The sequence below is a fragment of the Halomonas sp. 141 genome (genome assembly GCF_002810305.1).
Classification (GTDB): domain Bacteria; phylum Pseudomonadota; class Gammaproteobacteria; order Pseudomonadales; family Halomonadaceae; genus Vreelandella; species Vreelandella stevensii.
Genome location: NZ_PINZ01000030.1, coordinates 11,441 through 32,969 on the forward strand (window position 1 = coordinate 11,441; position 21,529 = coordinate 32,969).

A 21,529-nucleotide genomic window follows, 5' to 3' on the forward strand; every position below is an offset into this window, starting at 1 on the left:
TGGGGAGGACTCCATCCCATTGCTTACTCCGAAACAGATGTAATTCCTATCGAGCTTGCACCAGCGTCTCCCGTTAGATACATCCGCAATGCGTATAACAGATCGGGAGTGTTGCGGAACATTTCAGGCTTTTCAATTTGAAGGCTGATTCGGGACTTAAGCTCGATGTCACTTTCGATAACTATTTTGGAAACATCATCTACCAATGCCACATATTTTTTAGTCAGGTCATTATCTGGGGCGAAAATCATTTTGACCTCTTCGTCTTCAATCCGTCGGCTTCTCAGGAGTGCAAGAAGAAGTTCCAAGTGCTTACAGAGAGTCGCGATCTGATATCCTTTCCCATCATTAACAACCTTCTGGAGGTCGAACTCAAGGCAGCCATATAAGTTTCTGGATAAAGCTACGAGCTCCTCTTTAGTCAATTTGTTGATCAGTGTTTTGGAACGCCAAAGGGCTATCGATAAAACCTCCATGGTAATGGATCTGGTCAGGCCCTCATTATCAATGGGGTCGATGACATTCTCCAAGAGCTCTTGTTGGTATGGCAGTTCGGCATTACCGATGGCGAAAGCAATATTCTTGTGGTACCTCCGCAAAAGCTTTTTATCCTTCACAGCATCAAGGAGCCTGGAACCAACAATCTCGGGGGCATCCTTATGTAGACAACATAGAAAGAAGAAAAGCTCCTCTTTAAGGGTGTCCGGCATATTTTCTGACTCAATAATTGATATGATTTTTTGAGTACCTTCGAATATCGCGTTTCTAAAATGGTCAGGCACATCTGACTCTGAAAGGGAGTGGCCATGATTCCAGATGGTTAATGCTGGAAATCGGAGGCTGAAGATTCCTTTTTCAGCATACTCCATGGTTCTGGAAAGCTTCCGATTGATGGTATCCTGTGCCTTCTCCTGGAGCCGTGAGGGTAAGCTCTCTGAAAATGATATATTTGATCCGGAAGGACCTTTTTCATTGGTAAAAACATCCAGATAAACCGGGCATCCTTCATATAGGGAATTTTCATCAACAGCCTCAATAAATTGAGAACTGTGGCAAAACACACTCTCTCCATCAACATTGACTCGGCAATAGTATTTCCCTGTACGGTCAGTGGTTCCCCATTCCAAATAGCCGACTTTTCTTTTATTCAGGATAGATTTAAATTCCTGTTCATAATCGAACGAGATCAGATCATTCAAGCCTGCAATTTTGGAGCAACACCAGTCCAGAAGGTCAGAGAAGCTTTTGCCATCTTCTTTCGGGAATTGCTGAAAATCGGACCAGCTTTTACGGGCTGGAAAATCTGGAACCGGCAAGTTCTCAAGATCGGCTGCCTCACCCTCTGATGCTGAGCGCCATTCAACCCGAATAGATTTAAAACCTGCTTCCGCTGAATCCAACGGAATGAATTTCAATTCGTATGGATCATCCGCTCCATAGGTGTAGGTCATCTTCAGCTTGCAGGCCGTGGCCTTCTTCAAAGGGAATGCTGGCGATTTCAGGTATGCAACAAACTGCAGCTCTTTATTGCCTTCTCCCTGCTGCAGAGGAAAACTGTAATGCGTTTGTCCGGCTGGAAGAGTAAATGACTCTTCTACTGGTATATTCACAGTTCTGCCACGTTGCGGTGTCACTGTCGCATCTTTTACCAGATAGAAATTTTCAAAGTGCCCATCACGTACAATTCTGATCGACAGCTCTGGCAGATGATCACGCCAAAGGGCAATGTCATCAACTTCCTCCTGCCATCTGTTTAAAGTCTGGCAGCCTTTAATTGGTGACCATGCAGACCCCAGCCACTTGTAATCCATTCGCACATCTGGTTTCCTGATTGTATCCTCAAGAGGCAGGATAAAGACACCAACTCCCCGACAATCCCTGTTTGTAGAGTTCAGGCAGTCGCTGATAGCGTCGTTTGATAATATGTTGAGATCTAAATCCTGAGTCAGAGCCTCCCGAATAGAACCCGGTAAGTGATACCAGTGATCATTGTTCACAAAGGACACTTCCCCGGAATCACTGGCTAAACCATCGAAGCCGAACAAATGGAGGAGTTCTTCAGATGTCTGACAGCCATTACGGTCAAGATTGCGGGCCATGGCAGTATGAATGCTTCTGTCTGGCACAATAACCGTAGGATGTCTTTCCCAGCTCACGCCTTGTGTCTCAGGCAATATTTCGTCCAGCTCTTTTTGGTATATTGCCTGAACTGGGGTTATTGAAATGCCGCCATCAAATGACTCAACCACCAGCACAAAATCATTTTCTCGGACTCTGTCCTGTACAAATTTCTTCGATGATTGCCATGCAAAGATAGCGGCAATGCTTTTGGGAAGCGGTGTCGACTCATCAAAATAAAAATTGACGCTTTTTCTTATTCCCTCCAGATCGAAGTCATTGCCCCAATCAGGGACAAGATAGGTCAGCTTGTCTGCCTTGATATAGTCACTCAACTTTTTAGTAAAAAACATCGATGCACTGCTTTTGGTGGCATCGGGCAGTGTTGAGCTATGTGAAAAGAGGCTCCTCATGCTGACCGTTTCAATATCGGAATGCAGGGCGATTGATTTTGCGTAACCGCAGTCTATTACCACCCCTCCATTAATATTTAAGGGCCAGTGCTGCTGAAGCAACCTGAACGGCAGATGCGCCTGAGAGCCTGTATTATTCGTGAACGTCGGACGGATAGAACACAGGTCAACAACAGAGCTATCCATCCGTATTGGACCACTTTGAATATTTGTCGGCGCAGAGTATTCAAACGGGGCATCCGCGACTAATGACAGTATCGCCTTCGGTATCTCTTTGAGAGTTGCTGGCTCTATTTTTAATTTATTTTTTGCGCCTTGAGCTTGCTCAATAACAAGATTCCCGGAAACGATCTGTAATAAATACTTATCCTCACCGACTTGTATCTTCCATTTATCACCTGTCAAATTGAAATCGACATGGATGATTCCTGCTGGAAGGGTTATGTCGTCAGCACATTCGCCCTGTCGGTTGCTGCCGATAACAAAAGAAACTTCATTTCCAGTAGATAATGAATCAAGCTTGAGCTTGCTTGAAAGATTGCTTTGATGAAAAAATAAATCAACACCGCTTTCTTGTGTTACAAAGCCAAACTTCTTCTCATAGTTTATTTTTTTGATTTTTCCTTTGATCTTTGAGTCAGCAGCAGGAAATAAATATCCCCTGACCGGCAATTCTGGGGAGATAGAAAAATTATCATAGTCGAGACCGACCGGCTGCTGAACGGTTCGAAAACGACCACTGTGGTTGAGTAAGGAAAGGGTATTCCAATAAATAACACTGAGAATATCGCTATGGACTCTTTTGCTGTCCCCAGTGATCTGCTCGTCGATGGTTTGGAGCCAGAGCCAACCATCCCAGACTTTTCGATAACGCTTATCCTGAAGAAGCGTGTTGTTGGGCGGAAGATTGCCCCAATTGCCAATTTCAGCGGCATCTTCAGTTCTAAGCCAGCGCTGGAGGGAAACAAGCAGTTCCTCACAGGTCTCTTCTGCCGCTGCAGACAAAGCATACTGTCTTTCAATCAGAATCTGCTCCAGCCGCAGTAGAAAAGCTTTTAATAGTCGGTTTTCTGCCGTATCAACACTGGACCTCCGCCTGACAGCCTTCATATAAGGTTTACCGGAAAGTTTCTCGCGGAGTGTTCTTCCCGGCTGACGGCTGAGCCATTGCACACTTTTACTGTCAACCTCTCTTGCCGCATGTATTGGCAGCATGGCATGTTCCCGAAATATCTTATCCCGAGTATGCTCCATGATTGCCAGAACTGATTCCTTTGAATGCGACACAATTCGATAGATACGGTCCTTTATCTCGCCCTCTGGTGACTCATCCTGCACCGATCTCTCCACGGTACTCAAAAAATCGACAATTCCAGTATGCAGGGCATGCCCTGAAACAGGATCGAAGCCCGAGACTTCCGTCAGCCACTTCCGAACTATTAGTAGCCAATTGGCTTGGGTCTTTGCCTCATCTTTATCGTTTAGCCCCCTATAAAGAGATTCAATCGAGTCAAATTCAATGGTTCTTTTCATTATCTATGACTCCTTTGTCTTATTACACAAATCCTTGAGTGATTTCGCTTCTTTTACGTCACATGACATAGCTCTCATTATTTCGTTTGTGGTTAGCTGCCATAGCTTCTTTTGATTATCACTTGCAAATATTTTGAGCTCACCAGGGATAAGACTATCCCCCACTTTTGAACTACTATGAAAATTTGATTGTTCAGGTGAGGCAACTATGGACTCTCTGGAGTCGTTATTATTACTCTCATTCAAAAATGCATCATCTTTTAGATAATTAGCGCTATTCCAGATAAACTGCCCATAGCCAAACTCACAAGCAAGATCGAAGTCCTCTACGATATTATAATCGTCATTGACTAGTTGAGTTCGTATTTTATCAAGGCAGTCTAATTTTGATTTGCCTCGGGTTTCAATGCCGCGCAGCTTAGGCATAACCTTCTGAACAAGCTGGTCTTCAAAGGCGACTTTCATTGCTTTGACCAAGTTTGCGTCATCGTTGTTTCTCTGGGCTTCCAACACATCTGGATAATTAGCCATGTAATACTCTATAGACTGCCACACCCTGTGCCCCAGAGCTCTACCAACCTTGGACAGCAAGGTGTTCATGTCTTCGATGAACCCCTTGAATGGCAAAATCTGATCGTCGTTGAATTTACTTTCTCTGCACCACCAACTCTCCCACAGTTTACGAGACAGCAGAGGAGCTTGATCGCCCAACGGTTTCAGCTGACGGCGTCTTTCAAGGGTGGTCGGCCGGGGGAAGTTGATTACAATCCCTCGATCAAGGACCTTGTCTGAGAGGGATTTGGTTGTCTCGTCCTGATTCATAGTTCCTGCCCAGAGCACATTTCTTCCCAAGGGCAGATCATAGTGTTGGATACCTGCGCCCAGCTTAACTTCAAGGCTCGGCACCTCATTGCCTTTGCGACCGCGCCGCAGCTCAAGCTTGCTCAAGAATTCCGCAAAATAGAGTTCGACATGGGCCAGGTTCATTTCATCCATCAAAATCAGACTCATGACATCTTCAAGGCCGAAAGGATATCCTTCAGCTTGAGCCTTTTGACTTTGTGCCAATAAACGCAGAACAGGCTGGGCATCAAACTTGTTATCGATAGAGTTGAAGAAACCAAGCATGGATTCCTGACTGTCCCAGTTCGGTTGCACGGACAGACTCAAAAAGTTTATGCCGCCAAAATGTGAATATAGCCTTGGCAGCTCGGACTTTCCGGTTCCGCTTACGCCTGCCAGAACAGTCATAGGAGACCACTCTGAAGTTTTTAGAGCAGTGTGGAATGCGTGTAAAATTCGCCGTGGGAATCTCAGCCCATAATCGATGCAGGATTTACTGATCCCGTCCAGCCATTGAAGCTCTTCAACTTTATCCACCGCACGAGGCAGTTCCTTTTGAATGTATGGAGTTTCAATGTCCCGAATCCTTGCCTCACGGTCCTGTTCCCGTTCGTACGAGGACTGTAAACGTTTAAGTTCCTCCATTAATCGGTTATTGTCGGCATCCACTGATTCAAACCGCCTCAGCAGAGATTTGTTTTTATCGGTCAGTTCCGCTACCTGCATTTCAAGAGCCGACTGTGCGCGTACTGAACTTCTGAGAGCCTCATTTTCTTCAGAGAGTCGCTCACAGGCCAGCTGCAGTTCGCTCTGTTCGGACTTCAAGCGATCAAAAGCTTCCCGCATCTCCTGCGTTGGGCGTGTGGCAAGGTCATCGCGCAGCTTTTTAATTTCCTCTTCATAGGTTTTCAGTTTCAGTAAAACAGCGGCTGGGTCTTCATCACCGAGCTTATGCTTCAATTCTTCAAAGTTTGAAATTAGAGCACTGCTGGTTTGGAGAGATTCTTGCAAACGGGCAATTTCATCATTAAGCGCAGACTTCTCACTCTCGAACGATTGCTTCCGTTCAACAACCTTGGCATCCACCTCAAAGTTCAAATTGGCTTCTCTTTCCTCAAGGCTGTCTTTGCGGGATTGAAGGCGCTGCTTTTGATACTCAAGTTCATCCTTAAGTTCATCAAGCTCTGCCTGGTCCTTCAGGAACGCCTTTCTTTCTTGTTCGAGGTCATCTTTTTCCTGTTGAATCGCCGCCTCATGAACTTCCAGTCGATCAGCGATCTCTTGTTCCAGGGTTGCTATTCTAGATGCCCTCTCCTCCGAAAGTTCTTTTTCAATGGCAGTCAAAGCGCTTGCCCGTTTTGACTCCAGCTCCTTTTCCTGTTCTTTCCGAAGATTGAAGAGCTCGTCATCAAGCTTTGCCCGATCATCTGCATACCCACTGTCCCTTTTGATTTCAGCCTTTTGTACCGCCACCTCTCTCTGTCGCAATTTTTCCTTCTCGCCTTCAAGAGATTCCAGCTCGACCGCGCACTGTGCTTCCCGCTGTTCCAATCGTTTTTTGACTGCTGCGAACTTTTCCTCAAAGAGTTGCGGAAAGTTGTTTTTGGCCTGAAGCTCCATCTCTTCAAGCTGAACACGTTTGTCATTCAGCTCCGCTTCTTTTTTGGCTATCGCGTCTTTAGCGGCCTTTAACGCCTGTTCCTTTTGGGCAATAACCGTTTCTTTTTGAGTCAGAGAGTCTTCCAATTCCTTCAGTTCCTGCTGTTTATTCAGGAGGCCAGCCTCTGTGGCACCCATAGTTTTATCAGTCTGATCTGCCTGTTTATTATCCGCAGAAGACTGGGCGTTCTGCTTGTTCTTGTTGTCCATCAGAAGACCTCCGATATTATCTTGATTGCTTTGAATGCATGGTTTTTATAGGTCATTAGATCATCAATTGAATTTTTTGAGTAATGAGAGAGAGGTTCATTGTGACCTCTAAGCATTAGCAATTTGTCAATAAATTCAACAAAAGATGGATCTGATTTTTGGAGCTCGATCAGTTCACTTTCTGACCCCAGTAGGAAAATCCCAAGAAGGTGAGCTCCCAGAGTGATGCTTGAGCCCTGAACAGCACGATAGAGTCGTTTGGTATTTACCGTACTGATTTGTTTAGGGATGGCATCAGGTGCAGGATAAAACCCGGATTGAACGACTTTTTCAATTGCCTCATCTCTCATATTTGTTCCGTTTTTGACTGATGATCTCCGATCCTTGGCTACTTCCAGAAGAGAAAGTTGCATTATGGATGCAAGGGTAAAAACGTACAGTTTCTTTTGCTCTTCACTTAGTTTTTTACTCTGGCTTAAGATCGTTACTTTGACCAGCTCTTCCCGTAACGACGGGGAAACAGCTTGAACAAATCCAAGCCCCAATGACTTGTCCAGTTCGATCCTGGCCTTCAATCTGACCTGATCAATATCTCTTTCCTGCTTTGTTTTGGCTGTATAGGCATCTTCGGTTATATCAGGTATTAGCGACTGGATGAGCCGAGTGGTTCTATCACGATAGCCCTCAAGGGTTTCCCGTGAGAGTTCAACATCTGTTGAGCTTCCATGGGATACCGGGTCCCTGACTTCTTTCAGCGCATTTATAAAGGAGAGACACCCAGAGTCTTCAATGGCCAGATGATTCAGCGGATGATTGGGATAATTTATCGCCCCGGCTATTGCCAGAGCCAGTAGCGGCTGCATCTCGGAAACACCACGGTCAACGGCTCTTATTTTGCCGGGTTTCACTTGAAGAAGGGCCTTCACACTGTCCGAAACATCAAACCCAATCTTGGTAGCAAACGATCGCAGTATCTTGTCATTTTCCCGGTAGGACTGTGACGAGAATAAGCGTTCCCAGTGAATCACAGGGTTGTCAGATACAACAAATCGCAGTGCCCATTCTATGGCTTCGTAAAAGGCGACGACCGCCAAGCCGCTCAAACGGACGAATTCCTGCTCATCATTGGATGAATTAACCTCGATCTTTTCGGCGTCTGAAAGATATTCCTGTGCGCGTCGAAGCGGGCGTGCTATCCGTGGATATTTCTTCAACCCGTCCGCCGCTGAAGACTCATCCTCAACCTCTTCATTGTTTTGATCGGAACTCAGTCTGTCGATAACCCCTTTATTCTTCAAATCTATGACCCACTTCCAGTCCTGAGAAGTAAGGTAATTGGCAAAGCTTTCAGAGAAGCCAAAGCCGCATCCATCCGTCACCAAAAGGTCAGAATTGCCTATCTGGATAAGGACATTGCAATGCAAGTAAACCAGTTCTGGATTCTCATGTAAGGATATGGCTTCAGCCATTGGCACCGGAGGCGGGTACTGATCGACACCTTGGTTCAACAGGGCATGCCGTTTATATTTCTTCTTAAACTCCCTGATGGCTCTGATGATACCGTTGGAGTCAGGAACTGCTTTCCAGAAAGAGTCTTTTGAAGGGCGTATCTGTCTTGCACTGACCCTCGACTTCTCATTGGTTGGATTGATTAGAAAATCAATAAATCCGTTGTCACCAATCCTTGTGATTTTTTTATAGCTCAGCTGCTCCGTGCTGACATAGGGAAGAAGCTTCCCAGACAGCAGATCTACAAACACTGTGGCCACGGTGTATTCCAGATTTCCGTCTGATTTATTCTGCCACTCGTTAAGAAGCTCCTGTCCATGCTCAGACAACTCATAGCGGTCATTTAAAAGGCCGAGCTGGTTGAGGCGATTCTGAATGAAGGCCACCAGTTCATTTTCCAGACAAGTGAGCAGCGCAATCTTTTCTGTGTCGCCGGATTCTATCTCGGTTATTTTCAAGACAGTTTCTTCAAACACATTGAGGCCGCTCTTTTTCTTTTGCGGAATAGAGATGTTGAAGGCGTGACATGGCCATAGAACACTTTGGCTAGCGGCGATGTTCAATCCATCCAATGCTGTGCGGAAACTGATTACTTTAGGACGATGATCTTTTGCCTTATTTCTGGCAGAAGGCGCACTCATAGGATCACCCCCTTTTCATGGCACAAATCATAAAAGTTTTTCAGAGCCGGAACTGCATCCACAGCTATCTGGCTGTTTGCAAGAACACCGTCTCCCACAATGGCTAAGGCCTTCTTCTGGCGACTCATGCTCACACATAGGCGGTTTTCCGACATGAGATGGCCGAATAGTTTTTGCTGCTTCTTTTTGTAATCCTCCTCGTTGCGTATATGAGGCGGCAAGGCGTTCATATCCTGAGACCTCACCATGGAAAGAAACACAATATCGAATTCCATCCCCTGAAAGGCATCGACAGTGCCGATGCGGAGCCGCTCTTCGCCATTCTCAAGAAAGCGGTATTCCTGACATATCTGCCATGTACCATCTTGTGCCCGTTCCGTGATGCCGAATTTTTGCAGGGCTTCATAAACAGCAAATACCTGCGCCTTATAAAAACTGATTACACCAAAGCTCAGCCCGGAACCTTCTTCAGAGCCAATCCATTTGTTCACGTGCTCTGCTATAACCTTGGCCTCAGATACTCTCTGCCTGCTTCGGCTGGGCAAGACAGCCTCCTGCCCTTGACTGTTAGGAACATCAATCCAGATAGCGGCTTTTTCTTCTATGCCCTGAAGGCGTTGCTCAAAGTGGCTCTCAGATAATGGAGACCGGTAACCCTCGTTATATTTCTGATAGAAATTATTGCTGGCAAAGTCTCCCAGCAGTGGATGTGTTCGATATTGGGCATCCAGCGTCACTGTTCGTTTGATGCCATCTTTCTCCTCCAGTTTCTTCAGGCGGTTGAATAGATACTCAAACATACTTTTCTTGACAAAATCGACATCAACCGACGGACCGGATGAATCTTCACCTTCCAAGGCTCTCGCGACCTCCTCATCAATCAAGTGAGGCAACTGCCTGTGGTCCCCGACAAGAATTATCCTTTTTTCCGCCTGAGACATCGGAATAAGCAGATCTCGCGGGCTGGTTCTCGCGGCCTCATCTATGATCACCGTATCGTACTTAACCATTTCTGTTCGCTGATCATATCGGACGTTTTTATTCTTTGAGCGGATGATATCTTTCCCTACCGCCTGTTGAGTGGTTGCAGCATACACAAAGTTGTAGTCCTCTATGGCCTCACGAACGCCATCAGGATTGTCTTCAAGCTCATGTAAAAACTCAGCCAGAATTGCATCCCGTTTATTGGTTGAATTGAGTTTTTTCTCCAGAAGCTGAGATACCGTTGCCACCAATCTCAAAACATCTTCTCTTGGTTTTTCAGTCCTGAAATCGGGAGAAGCCAGGTATTTATAGAGCAGAGAGCCTTTCAGTTCTCTAAGCTCTGGAAGAAAACTCAACGGCTTACCGCTGCGCCAACGGGCCGCTTTTTCAAGAACGCTTAAATCCGGATTAGCAGGTTCGTCTTCGATCTTATCCAGCAAATCGACAGCTCTTGCGGCACCGTCGTCAACAAAGGCTGCTTCACTGACACGCAGGGCTCGAACGAGCCGCAAGGTGAAAAGATCATTCGGCTTCAGTTCCGTTTGCAGGGAATTGATGATTTCTTCAGCCTCACTGGTGATATCCTCAGAAATCACGTCTCTGGGCAAATCCAGAATACGCTTCATTAAACTGACTGTGTTGTTCTTCGAAGGACACAATGAATATGCGACAAACAGCTCTGCCAGTCTTACCTGATCCTCAGTCTGAGCGATTTGAGGATTTTTGTTTCGAATATTCTCGGCGACATTGGAGCACCATTTGTTAATTTTTTCAGTGACGGCATCTTCCGTAAATTCCGAGTCACCGGACCTTCTGCCGAACTTAACTGCCGGAAGGGCATTAACACTCAACCTTGCAACGATATTCTCAACGGCATCATGCTGAAAACCGGAGACAAGTATCTGACCTCTTATCGACTTGGTTTTGTCATATTCCTCGTTAAGCCTTTCAAGAATTGCTGTAACTACAGTTGTTTTTCCTGTACCTGGTGGTCCCTGAATAAGAGCGATGTCTGGGGTGTTCAAGGCGACATCGATGGCCTCCACCTGCCTGTCTGTGGGAGGATGCTTAAAAATCTTCTCTTTCACAAAGGACGTCAAAGGCTTTAGTTTGGTGACGCGCTGTATGTCCGGAAGCGTTCCACCTTCTTCAATCAGCAGGCCGAGAAGCGGGTTAGCGCAGCGTCCTTCCAGAATGGCTGACCGTGCCCGCATTCGTCTTTCAATCTGAATCTTGTCGCCATTGATGGACAGAATCAAAAACATTTGACCAGACGGAATTGACGGCAGATCCAATTCAATGCTGGCTTTTGAAATTTTAAGGATCGGGGCATAAACAGAAGCTGGCATTTCAGCATCGTTCTTTTTCTGATCCATTTTGGTTGCGAATTCTTCTTCCAGAACCTTGCTGTAGGCTTCCCATGTAAGATCAGGATTCTTGAGGTATAAAGGCTCCTCGGAGGTGATCTCTATCTCATCACCTTCGGTAAGTTGATCCGGAATAGACAACACAAAGAACTTAACACCTTTTGTTGTCTGTTCAGTGCCATGATAGTCTATTCTGCCAACTGCTTTGGCCCGGGCCAGCAGCATTTCACCTTCAATTGCGCCGTACTCGTCCCACTGTTTCAAGTAACTCCCGGTCTCCTTGGTAAGTTGACTCATCGCTCCAGCGGCTAAAGCCCTAATGCGACCTGTCTTGGTATAGTCAGAAAACTGGACAGTACCCCTTGCCAGACGCAATGATCCTTCACTCTTCTGGTTATCCTTAAAGATCGCTTTAGTCGCAAAAAAGATGTCCTTTGACTTATCGACATTGCGCCTTTCAACCGGAGTGCGAACCCTCTCACCATAAATAGAGAATTCCCGGTACTTCTCCTGCACAACAGCTTGGGAATCGGGCGAGTCTTCATCCTCAGGAATATCCGCTTCAAAGTCAGCCTTGGCGGATGGGCCGCTCATGAGCAGAAAGAAATCTTCGCCGCCAACGCTGATTTTGCATTTATCGTTTAATACGCTCCCCAGATCTTCAGCTCCATTGAAGCGAATGCCATTTCTTTTAGCCGTTGATTCTATGCGCTCATCAATGCCGATCTCCACGTCGCCAATTTCAACGATTTCACCGTTGAAAAAGATGATTTTAACAAGCGCACTGCCGTCCTTGGCAACCTGCATTACCTCGGCAAGATGCGCACAACCTCTTTTCAGATGAAAATTCAGATCCTTTCCGGCCGAGGGATCACGAAGCTGCACGCTCCACTGCTGGCCATCGATTCTTAATCTGTACGCCTTTCCGGTATTGCTGGGTGCGATATATCCAATACCAATGTTTGGAATCTCTACGGACAGCTCCGGTTTCAACCATAATTCAAAGCTAATTTCAGCATTTATGTCTTTCAGTTTCATTTGCCACCTCCGCTGATCATGCATTTAACCAGCCGAGGACTATTCAAATGTGCGAACATCCAGAACTGAACATCCGGCGTTACCCGGTCTATTTTCATCTGTGAATACAGCTTCTGAAAACCACTTTGCGGGTGACTGTCAGCAGCAACGGACAAATCGGCTTTGCCATGGTCTGACTTTTTAATCAGAATGCCATTATTGCTCGAAGAGATGAGCACCTCTGCTGTATCCGAATCAAGCATTGCAAACTCATCAAAAATTCGCCTTGGTATCGTGAGTTCGGTACCCTGAGGGATCTCACGTACATACCGCCAGCATGGTGAGTTTATGGGTTTGTCCGGTCCATTCCATCGATAAGACTCAAGAATGAGCACCTGCGGCCTCTGCTTTTTACAGTAAGGGCAATTGTGATCCTCTGTTTCCGGGTGAATGAAATCATAGTAATAGTTCATCGAGCAGCCCGGGCACGTGACGGTCATATCCGCTGCCTGAGCGAGAGCCTCAGGCCAGTGATAGATGGTCGGCCGCAGCAATGGGGATGTCCTGCCCGGGCCGAATGTGCCCTCAAATAACGTGGTGAGTTTCTCTGTAAGGAGAAGGGATCTGGGCAGACAGTGAGTTGAGGAATTACTATCATCGGCAGGGTCATCCACATAAGGGATGTATCCTGAATATGCGTATGTTTCTTCCCAACTCCACTCTTGGGCTTCCTTTATTCCCCTTAGCCTTTCCATGATTACGGGATCTTTCTCTAATACTTTATCGGCTTCACTGGAATCCCAACCACCACCACCATTTTCAACATATTGTCCATTAAATGGATGCAGCATAGAAAGAAGGTAGAAAGACACGACCGCAAACGCATGGCAATCGCTTTGAGGTCTTCCTCCGTCTGTGCCTTGCATTAATTCTGGAGCACCGTATTTTGGCGTGTAAACAACACCTCCGCCTGCAGTGATTTCAAATCGAATATTGTCGGCATCAATCAGCCAGACTGCTGAATCATCAAGCCCTTCTGAAATAAAGATATTGTTGGGAGAGATGTCACCATAGACCATGCCATTGCCGTGAAGGCGTGCCAGCAATGATGCGCATTTGTAGAGCGCATGAAGCCTGCGTCTGAGCCCACCGGTTCTATAATAATGAACAATCTTTTTAGCTTCGTTCTCCGGCATTGCCGAAAGCCATGCCGGGATATCGTCTATACCAATATTTTCTGCGGACTTGCCATCGAGCCAGAAATGACTGAACGGAACCATTTCACTCAAAAGCTGCATCACATAACCGGCATTGTTTTGAAGCAGAGCTGCCGGTACGGATATATTCAGGTTTTCTGGCAGAGGCAGGAGCCGGACGCGCTTAAAGCGCTTTGAATACCGTTCCACCGACTCCTCATCGGTGACCGGAGTTCCGCTTTCATCTGTAACAAGCTTGATCGCCAGATCAGGGTCCTTGGTACGGAAAACGACCCCTTGGCCTCCTTGCCCGAGCACTTTGTCCTGAATGTGTACATTCTGATATTCATCCACATACTCGTTGAATCTTTGACTCATTGGGAGCCTCCTTTCTTAAACAGACAAGCAATCGTCTTGTCATCGGAGTGTCCCGGAACCGGCCATTCATTGAGCCAACGTTTAAGATCCCTCTTTCTTTCCTCCGACTCCAGGTCTGCATAAGTGGAGTAGAGTTCCTGTGCAAAAGTCATCTGCTTTTCAGGTAACAGGTCATCGGATATGCCATCCGTGCATAGCACAACTGCATTGCATGCCGTGCTTTCAATCGTCGCGGTTTCCCACTGATCTGGCTTAAACTCCTGTTGAAGGCAGCTGGTATAGTTTGAGAAGGAATCTTGTTTGTTATCACTGAGAATAAGGTGGTTTTCGCCAGTTTCTCTAAGGGCAGCAATCATTCCGTCACCAAGGCGGCCAAGAGTGATAATCCCTTCGTTCTGGATGGCGAAAAGGCATGTGGCCGAACAATCTGTTGAAGAGTGCGGAGCTATTTTCACGAGCCAGTTGGCATGGATCAGCCTTAAAATATCAACGATATTGGCATCGGGGGTATTCTGGTAGCTCTTGGCTGCCTCAAACACAGCCAGACAGGCGGCTTTTGAACCGTGATCTGAATGCGCCTTGCTGCCCAGTCCGTCCGATACAACAACGACATTTCCCCATTTATACCGGCGTGCCATCCAAGAATCCTGATTGGGAATCCCAGCTTTAACATGTAGGGGGCCGATTACTGAGGCACCCCAGCTATTCCAGAGTTGATCAAGCATCCCAATCCTCCTCTTGTTCTTCTGTTTCAGCCGGTGCGGATTCCAGAATCCCGGCTGTGGATACTGGCGCGGTCAACGGCTCATCAGAACCAAAGATTGTGCTGTCAATCGATGAAGCTATGTTCTCCGAAAGGTAAACAGTGTTATTTGTGGAAATTTTCTTCAACTTCAGCAGGTCAGCGTCAGCGCCGACTGCAACAGTCCGGATGATCAGATCAGAAAATGTGTTCAGTTGGTTCTGAAAACTTACGATGTTTGAATTAGGAAAATTCCCGTCAGACAGGATGAGAGTCCTCGCGCTTCCGGCATCATTCAGATGCTGGGAGAGGAAATCAGAGAGATCACACAGATTCGAGGAGCCCTCAGCATTTAAGGCAGGAATATCCCCGTCACTTTGCAAAGCGACCTCGGAAACATTCTGCGCCCATTGATAAAAGCGGATGTCTGAACCTGAGTATTTTTCCTGATCTATGAGCCTTAGCTGAGCCGCATAACGGCACAGATTCCGCTGAAGATGGATTTTACCCATCTCATTCATACTGCCGGAAACATCAACAATGATATAGAGGGGTACTTTCATCGATGACGCCCTCCAGGTTGAATCATTTCTTCCAGCTGCCTGAAAAGGCTGTTACCAGATACCGACTGCAGGTTTTTTGAGTCGTCGATTTTCTTTCTTACGACTTTGTTTTTCGGGTAAAAACATGAGGCTAAAACAGCGCGGCCTTCAATTCCGCCAAAATAACGGACAATATTCTGGAGCTTCATGACATGCTCGCTGTTCACATTGCCAGCTTTGCACTCGATGACGTAGAGGCGTCGCCCGTCAGTGAAGGTAATATCAAGCTCCTGATAAGTATCCCCAAATAGGTTGCTCAGCTGTGCGCTAAAACTTGATGAGCTCTTGTCGGCATCGTCTTCTTTGAATGACACTTCAAGACCGATGCGCATATCCTTGATCAAACCGGTGTCAACAAGGGGTTGAAGCTTCATGAAGGTGTATTCTTCAAACCATCCACCGGAAAGATATTGAGCAAAATTAGGCCACTCCTTAAACTCAAAGTGTTTGGTGCCGACACTTATCTTCGCACTTTTATCCTTGGAGAGTTTTGCGTAGATATCCCCATTGTGCAGTTCAAACGGCTGAAAGCTGTCGTTGTAACGGGACAGCTCTCTATAGAGCCGTGAAATTTTGGAACGCGCCTGCCAGAGCTCATTGGTCAGATTTTTCCGGTCAGGAGATTCAATGTCGGGTATATCAGCCCAATGGCCAGCCTTCGAGATAAACAGATTATTGCCGTTGAGCTGGATAAAAGTCTCTACCGATGGAATCCGTTTTGTTTCAACGGTCTTAAAGTCATTGAGATAAACCACCTGATTGTTGCGGCTGTTGAAATAAAATGGCGTTGCATTTACCTTGCGACAGGCGGCAAGAGCCCCCGCATACATCAACTTGGTTCCGCCCGTTAAGTTGAAGCCGATCTTCGCATCGGCAGGCATTTTCGCGATCAGATCCAGAATCGTGGTTCGGACATTTTCAGGGTCATACGCGTCCACCGCAATTTCACCGTATTCAGCTTCTCCAAGAAACTGTTTCATGACATCGGCAGGGAACTGCGCGGAATTCACAAAGATGTGTTTCCTGCTTGAAAACTGGATCACGCCAAGCAGGTTCGGCACCCGTTGTTCGCCGAACAGGTGAAAAATGGCATCATACTGATCAGGTTCCGCATCAGTTGTTCGAACCTGTCTTCCGTGCCATTCCAGCCACTCGTTCGGCAGTGCGATTCTTTCCGGAGGTCTTCCGGGCTGAGAAGATGCTATAAGGCGTTTTTTGAGAGTCGGATGCCTCAGGGCCGCAAAAGCCCAGACGAAAGCCATAACCGGAGTCCCCGGACTCAGGTAGAGCGTAACGAGCTTTTCACCTTCAGATGCGGCAACCGCATTCAGGGAATGAGTCGCGGCCTCATAAATGCCCTCCGTGTCATTGAGATGCGTCAGCTCCACAGGGTGGAAATGCACATCGACCTTTTTACCTGCATCCCGAAGCTGTTTCTTTAGCCATTCATTAAAATGATGGTGCGCAGCCCCTGTATTTGAAAACAGGTCGACAAACTGTCTCGCAGCAGCCGGGTCAGAGCCTTCAATACCTGCAATTTTTTGCTGAAATACATCAGCTTTGTTTTCGGGTTTATCCGGGTGCGTAAAGCCGAGGATGATCACATCGGTGTAATCTTCCGCCAGCAAAGCTCCCAGAACGGGGCCGGTTGTCTGTTCCAGTCCGAGTGAGGCCCTGAAATCAGTCATTCCGTACCATGTCATTAAATATTTCTTCATAAACTTTCCCTATTTATGTATGGACGGAACCAACTAACCTGATTTTTCAGGCGATCGGCAAAGACAGCGCGATTGTCTGTTTCGAGTCCTTTAAATTTTCCAATTGCTCCACTGACAAATGAGCCCGCATCATCTTCATTCATGCAGAATCCGATGCGCATTTCAAAGAAGCTCAGAAGGTCTTTGCATGATGAATTGCAGCGCTTCCAGTTATCCGCAAAGGCGATCACAAATGTTCCATGCAGGGGGCCATCCTCCAGGATTTTCTTTATGCTCTCTTGTGGTGAGGGCGGCTCATCTTTCTTCACAGGTCGAAAGCTCGCCGGTCCGGAGTGGAATTCCTTTGTAGAATCCAGGCCGTCTATGATCAGGATTCTTTTGGATTTGTGTAATTCGTCGGGGATGCCGGTAAGGTTTAGCGAGGTAACACACTCGTGTTTTGAAACGGGTCTTTTTCCGGAACCATCGAGATATTTTGAAGCACCAGCCGATACAATGGAGCGCCCGTTAAAGTAGATGATTTCATCGATGCTATTCTGAGCATCCAAGCTTTGAAGGATGGAGGCGAGCAGACCGTCGTGGATTGCATCGTTATAGCCGGATATCAGTAAATTCGATGACGGTCGGTTAACCAGTGTCAGTGAGAGCGACTCAGCTTCAAAACTCAAACGCTCACCAAGGTGCAGTTGCACCGCCTCATGGCTTTTTGAGTTGAACCAATCAGCAGCAGGCATGTCCGGCAGACGCGAACCGTTGAATATTCTTGTTGAGCCGCAGTAACCACGCTGGTCTGCGATCTGAGTAATCTTGGTAATGTGATCCTTGCACAGCCCACGATCGGCAAATGGAATCAGAAACCGTTGATTTGCCGATTTTGCCCCGTTGGAATTGTTAATGATCCCCTCCGGCGGGCTTCTCAATGTGGAAGCCTCCCAGTTGCTATTGCCAAGAATCATCGCGGAATCTTCCTCGCTGCAGGCAAGGGCAATCCGGCAGCCGATCTGGCTTATCAGCTGGCCCATTGAAAGAGACTGGATTCCTTTCAGTGTCTGGGTGGCCAGCAGCACATGTATGCCGTAGGCCCGTCCTTGTCTCAGCAGCTGGTTCAACATTTTCTCTGCGGGTTCTGCCACTTGCCGCCCCTCAGAAAACAGGATCTGAAACTCATCGATAATCAGCAGGACACGCGGGAGCTCGGCTGCTGAAGATTCCCTGTATTCATAAAAATCGCGGACAGACCGGCTTTTGAACTCCTGAGCCCGTTTTTCAAGCTCCTCGGTCAAATGCGCCAGAACAGTTACCCCGTATTCGGGATCACTCTCTGTAGCCACCAGTTTTGCCTGAGGAAGCGGAGGCGAAGCATAAACACTGAATTCCGTGCCCTGCTTGTAATCCAGCAGGTAGATATTCAACTCCGAGGGTGAATACGTGTGGCAGAGGCTATGAATCAGAACATGGAGCAGGTTCGATTTTCCGGAGCCTGAACGCCCGGCCAGAAGAACATGATGCTCTGTATTCACCCCGCCGATAGAGAAAGGAATGATCTCGCCATCTGCAGTCCAGCCGATCGGCACCTGTACACCCTGAACAGCGTCGTGACCCCAGTAGTCCGAATTGCACCAGAGGTCCGTCAGGCTCTTGCTGAATTTTGAGCTCTGTTCATATCGGTCAGATATGGATGCCAGAAAATTCGCCAGTTCAGAACGTCCGGGCCAGAACTCCTGTTCCTCCACAACACTGATTTCAGAGACATGCTTGGTCAGTATCTCTGCCGGAACAATGGAATCCATTCTCTTGGAATATTTGTCTATCGCGGTGCGCAGCCCCGTAAACTTGCGATCCTCCAGCTGATTCTCATCAATGGTCAAAACCGGAAGCACGCCGCAGACAGGGCCGTGTTCCAGAAGACGGCCAAGGTACCAGAGGCTTTTGTCCGTCAACTGTTCCGGCACTCCGAAAATAAGCAACAGTTTATATGGTATGGGATTGCTGCTGTTTGCCTCGTTGTAGGCGGACCAGCTCTTGATCTCTCCCTTGAATTTATTCTGAAGCAGATCCTCGACATAATCCGTTAACCGGGCCAGAGCATTTTCCAGTTCGTCCGACCGGGTCAGCAATCGCTGCTCGGGAAAGAGCCGTTTTACTTTCAACAGAGAAAGAAACGGGGCCAGAGAAGTGCCCAATCTCAGCGGATCTGCAGCGGTAATTTCAACATTGCCGACCGGCATGCAGTGCATCAGCCTTAACATCAGCTGGTGAATCAACCGGTGTCCTGTAGTCTGGTCGGGCAGCCAGAGCGATTTCTTAAAAGGAAAAGGGATCAGCCGTGGGATATAACCTTTCCAGTTCTGATAGGTAAGGTACATGCGCCCGAACGCCAGAGCGTCAGGGAAATGGGTGCCCGTGTTGATATTTTCGGCTGTTAACTCATTCAGATGCGGCTGACGCTGGCGGACCTTTTTGCATAGTTCATCAAGATGCTTCAGGGCCGAAACCCATTCCTTCTCAAACTCCTGATTGACACTGGCAAGCCGCTGTTTTCTGGTGTTGTAAGCTTCCGTTTTGAGTTTTTCGCCCGGGTAGTCTTTCTCAATGCGGTCAACCTTTTGAGCCCTTTGAGCAACGGCATTATTCAATGCACCAATCGCATCAAACAGACGTTTAGGCATGGATTCCCTGTTTTTCCGACTGTTACTCATGGCCTGCTTCCTATCGATTGCAGTTCTCCAGTTAGCTGATCAATCTCGGCGGCTCTGGCCTGAAATAATTCTCCCATTTGCTGAAGGCCGGAGATGTCCTGCAAAAGCGGCTCGAAAACGTCAGAGATGATAGACTGACCAAACTGGTCCCTGACTGTGTCGGAAAATTTGCCCATCTGCTGTGAAGTCAAATTAAATAGATCATCAAACATCGGCATCCTCCTCTCCGAATGGTAGCTGGAGGACGACACCATCAGCCTTTAATGCCTGCTCAATAACCCCTGAAACATCCGCAAATGATTCAGCCACACCGGCTGCAATAATCGTCTCGAGTTGCGGCTTGGCCATGATGTAGTCAGACTTGAAATCGTCATCAGAGGCTCTGACCTTTTCAATCAGCTGGTGCCAGTATTCTTCCGGTAAGGACAGGGAATACTCGCTATCCGTTAGCGAGATCAATTCTTCCGTGAGCTGGTCAACAGCACTCATCTCACCTGCTTCCATAGCGTTCTGGAGCTTGGTGGAAAGATCCTGAGCCTTGCTGGTGTGTTCACTCGGTATCAGAGCGATTTTAATTTTCATGACTTCCTCCGTTATTTGCATTGGAACCGGTCACCATGTCCCAGCAGGCTTTGTCAATCTCGTCCTTCGTTGGGAGCATGCCTATTAATGGCGATCCGGCACTCCGAAGGGCTTCACGCAGCTCCTCTTCCTGTTCTGGAGTTAACTCCTTGATGTCGCGTGAACATACCGTCATCGACGCATTGGATTCCTGATGTCCGCCGGACTGGAAAACCATGTGGTCTTTCTGAGAATAAAGGTACGACGCCCGGCCGCACTTCACTTCAATGGCGATTGATCCACCGGCAGGCGCACTCATGCCTTCACCACGACCGAGAATCACCGGCACTTTTAGGTCCTCGATAATCAGATCTGTCTTGGTAAATCTGCCATCTTCAAAGGTAGTCCGGGCCTGTGTGTCCGCTTTATGGCCCAGCGGACTCAGCGCCTGTTCCACAATTTTCTCGCCACAGTAGCCGCTCAGGTTTCGACGTATCTTGAGCTGCACAGCGTGCCTTTCAGCAGGACCGTTGGCGGCCTCAAGCTGGCTTCTGTAGTCGGCAATCTTGGCCCTGAAAGCAGGGTCACGATCGGCGAGGTATTCAAAATAGTAGCGTTGCTGTTCAACAGAGAGATTCAGCCGCGAGTGCAGCTCTTTCGGAGTAATCGGTTTGCCGGGGTCCGGAGACCATTTCAGCCATGAATAAAACTCCGCTGCAGGCGGGTGAGTATCAAGGTAGGCGTTCAGAGCCGCCTTTGCGCTTTCCAGCCGGGCTTTTCCTGTTTCAAGGTGAGTCGCCGCACTGGCAAGCCGGGTCGCACTCTCCGTCTGAACGGTTTCCGCCAGCTGACTCGCCATATCAAGACACTGACGGGCCATTTCATTTCGCTGCTCCATCTGCATGCGTTGGTCTTTCGCTGCTTCCAACGCTTCCTCAGCTGCCGCAACAGCGGATTCCGCTTCGGCGACCGCTGATTCTGCGGCGGCTACATCAGCTTCTTCAGACGAACAGTTGGGCGGTTCATAGTTGCCGTCCTCGTCATAACTGCCACTCGCTTCGCAGGCGGAAAGAGATGAACAAGCGGAACTCAACTGCTCATTGGCCGAAGCAAGCTGCTCAGTAGCCTGTTCCAGCTGCTGCCCGGCCTCCATCTCGGCTTCCATCGCAGCGTCCAGCAGTTGAGCGCTGTTGTCGGCCTCCTGCTGTGCTTCAGCCAGCTTGGCTTCAGCCGCAGCAATCTGGGCCTGACAGGCACTCTCCATGGAGTCATAGGCCGACTGAAGACCGGCTATTGCCTCCTCGAGGTTCTCAACTTGTCCAACTGATACGTACGCCAT

The 21,529-nt window shown here is 47.8% G+C and carries 12 protein-coding genes; all 12 read right to left on the bottom strand.

All coding sequences use genetic code 11. From position 1 onward, the window contains the following. Positions 1-23: 23 nt before the first annotated feature. The 12 genes from CWI66_RS12540 to CWI66_RS12595 are packed head-to-tail and all read right to left on the bottom strand — an operon-like array spanning position 24 to position 21,529. Positions 24-4,064 (bottom strand): DUF2357 domain-containing protein, encoded by a 4,041-nt coding sequence (locus tag CWI66_RS12540; RefSeq protein ID WP_100731859.1) that lies wholly within the window; start codon positions 4,062-4,064, stop codon positions 24-26. A gap of 3 nt (positions 4,065-4,067) precedes the next feature. Next, complete coding sequence (locus CWI66_RS12545) at positions 4,068-6,776, bottom strand: chromosome partitioning protein ParA (RefSeq protein WP_100731860.1); 2,709 nt, start codon at positions 6,774-6,776, stop codon at positions 4,068-4,070. Continuing rightward, on the bottom strand, positions 6,776-8,926 hold the full coding sequence (locus tag CWI66_RS12550; RefSeq protein ID WP_100731861.1) for a hypothetical protein: 2,151 nt from the start codon (positions 8,924-8,926) through the stop codon (positions 6,776-6,778). Before CWI66_RS12550 ends, CWI66_RS12545 begins: the two co-directional genes overlap by 1 nt. After that, positions 8,923-12,315, bottom strand: coding sequence for a DEAD/DEAH box helicase (locus CWI66_RS12555; RefSeq protein WP_100731862.1), 3,393 nt, complete (start codon positions 12,313-12,315; stop codon positions 8,923-8,925). The genes CWI66_RS12550 and CWI66_RS12555 overlap by 4 nt, the downstream gene beginning before the upstream one ends. Beyond that, entirely contained in the window at positions 12,312-13,868 is a 1,557-nt protein-coding gene (locus CWI66_RS12560; RefSeq protein ID WP_100731863.1) for a lipopolysaccharide kinase, read from the bottom strand. Before CWI66_RS12560 ends, CWI66_RS12555 begins: the two co-directional genes overlap by 4 nt. Further along, positions 13,865-14,593 (bottom strand): PP2C family serine/threonine-protein phosphatase, encoded by a 729-nt coding sequence (locus CWI66_RS12565; RefSeq protein WP_100731864.1) that lies wholly within the window; start codon positions 14,591-14,593, stop codon positions 13,865-13,867. The genes CWI66_RS12560 and CWI66_RS12565 overlap by 4 nt, the downstream gene beginning before the upstream one ends. Further along, positions 14,586-15,173: a VWA domain-containing protein gene (locus tag CWI66_RS12570; protein ID WP_100731865.1), complete on the bottom strand. Its 588-nt coding sequence runs from the start codon at positions 15,171-15,173 to the stop codon at positions 14,586-14,588. Before CWI66_RS12570 ends, CWI66_RS12565 begins: the two co-directional genes overlap by 8 nt. Continuing rightward, on the bottom strand, positions 15,170-16,930 hold the full coding sequence (locus CWI66_RS12575; RefSeq protein WP_100731866.1) for a Card1-like endonuclease domain-containing protein: 1,761 nt from the start codon (positions 16,928-16,930) through the stop codon (positions 15,170-15,172). Before CWI66_RS12575 ends, CWI66_RS12570 begins: the two co-directional genes overlap by 4 nt. After that, positions 16,927-19,629, bottom strand: coding sequence for an FtsK/SpoIIIE domain-containing protein (locus CWI66_RS12580; protein WP_232710893.1), 2,703 nt, complete (start codon positions 19,627-19,629; stop codon positions 16,927-16,929). The genes CWI66_RS12575 and CWI66_RS12580 overlap by 4 nt, the downstream gene beginning before the upstream one ends. Next, the gene (locus tag CWI66_RS12585; protein ID WP_100731867.1) at positions 19,626-19,841 is read right to left on the bottom strand and encodes a hypothetical protein; all 216 of its coding nucleotides are present in this window, start codon (positions 19,839-19,841) and stop codon (positions 19,626-19,628) included. The genes CWI66_RS12580 and CWI66_RS12585 overlap by 4 nt, the downstream gene beginning before the upstream one ends. Further along, positions 19,834-20,211 (bottom strand): hypothetical protein, encoded by a 378-nt coding sequence (locus tag CWI66_RS12590; protein ID WP_198517572.1) that lies wholly within the window; start codon positions 20,209-20,211, stop codon positions 19,834-19,836. The genes CWI66_RS12585 and CWI66_RS12590 overlap by 8 nt, the downstream gene beginning before the upstream one ends. After that, the gene (locus CWI66_RS12595) at positions 20,201-21,529 is read right to left on the bottom strand and encodes a hypothetical protein (RefSeq protein ID WP_100731869.1); all 1,329 of its coding nucleotides are present in this window, start codon (positions 21,527-21,529) and stop codon (positions 20,201-20,203) included. The genes CWI66_RS12590 and CWI66_RS12595 overlap by 11 nt, the downstream gene beginning before the upstream one ends.

Excerpts from the sequence above, each read along its gene's own strand:
- CWI66_RS12540 (WP_100731859.1), bottom strand. The coding sequence starts at position 4,064 with ATGAAAAGAACCATTGAATTTGACTCGATTGAATCTCTTTATAGGGGG.
- CWI66_RS12545 (WP_100731860.1), bottom strand. The coding sequence starts at position 6,776 with ATGGACAACAAGAACAAGCAGAACGCCCAGTCTTCTGCGGATAATAAA.
- CWI66_RS12550 (WP_100731861.1), bottom strand. The coding sequence starts at position 8,926 with ATGAGTGCGCCTTCTGCCAGAAATAAGGCAAAAGATCATCGTCCTAAA.
- CWI66_RS12555 (WP_100731862.1), bottom strand. The coding sequence starts at position 12,315 with ATGAAACTGAAAGACATAAATGCTGAAATTAGCTTTGAATTATGGTTG.
- CWI66_RS12560 (WP_100731863.1), bottom strand. The coding sequence starts at position 13,868 with ATGAGTCAAAGATTCAACGAGTATGTGGATGAATATCAGAATGTACAC.
- CWI66_RS12565 (WP_100731864.1), bottom strand. The coding sequence starts at position 14,593 with ATGCTTGATCAACTCTGGAATAGCTGGGGTGCCTCAGTAATCGGCCCC.
- CWI66_RS12570 (WP_100731865.1), bottom strand. The coding sequence starts at position 15,173 with ATGAAAGTACCCCTCTATATCATTGTTGATGTTTCCGGCAGTATGAAT.
- CWI66_RS12575 (WP_100731866.1), bottom strand. The coding sequence starts at position 16,930 with ATGAAGAAATATTTAATGACATGGTACGGAATGACTGATTTCAGGGCC.
- CWI66_RS12580 (WP_232710893.1), bottom strand. The coding sequence starts at position 19,629 with ATGAGTAACAGTCGGAAAAACAGGGAATCCATGCCTAAACGTCTGTTT.
- CWI66_RS12585 (WP_100731867.1), bottom strand. The coding sequence starts at position 19,841 with ATGTTTGATGATCTATTTAATTTGACTTCACAGCAGATGGGCAAATTT.
- CWI66_RS12590 (WP_198517572.1), bottom strand. The coding sequence starts at position 20,211 with ATGAAAATTAAAATCGCTCTGATACCGAGTGAACACACCAGCAAGGCT.
- CWI66_RS12595 (WP_100731869.1), bottom strand. The coding sequence starts at position 21,529 with ATGGCGTACGTATCAGTTGGACAAGTTGAGAACCTCGAGGAGGCAATA.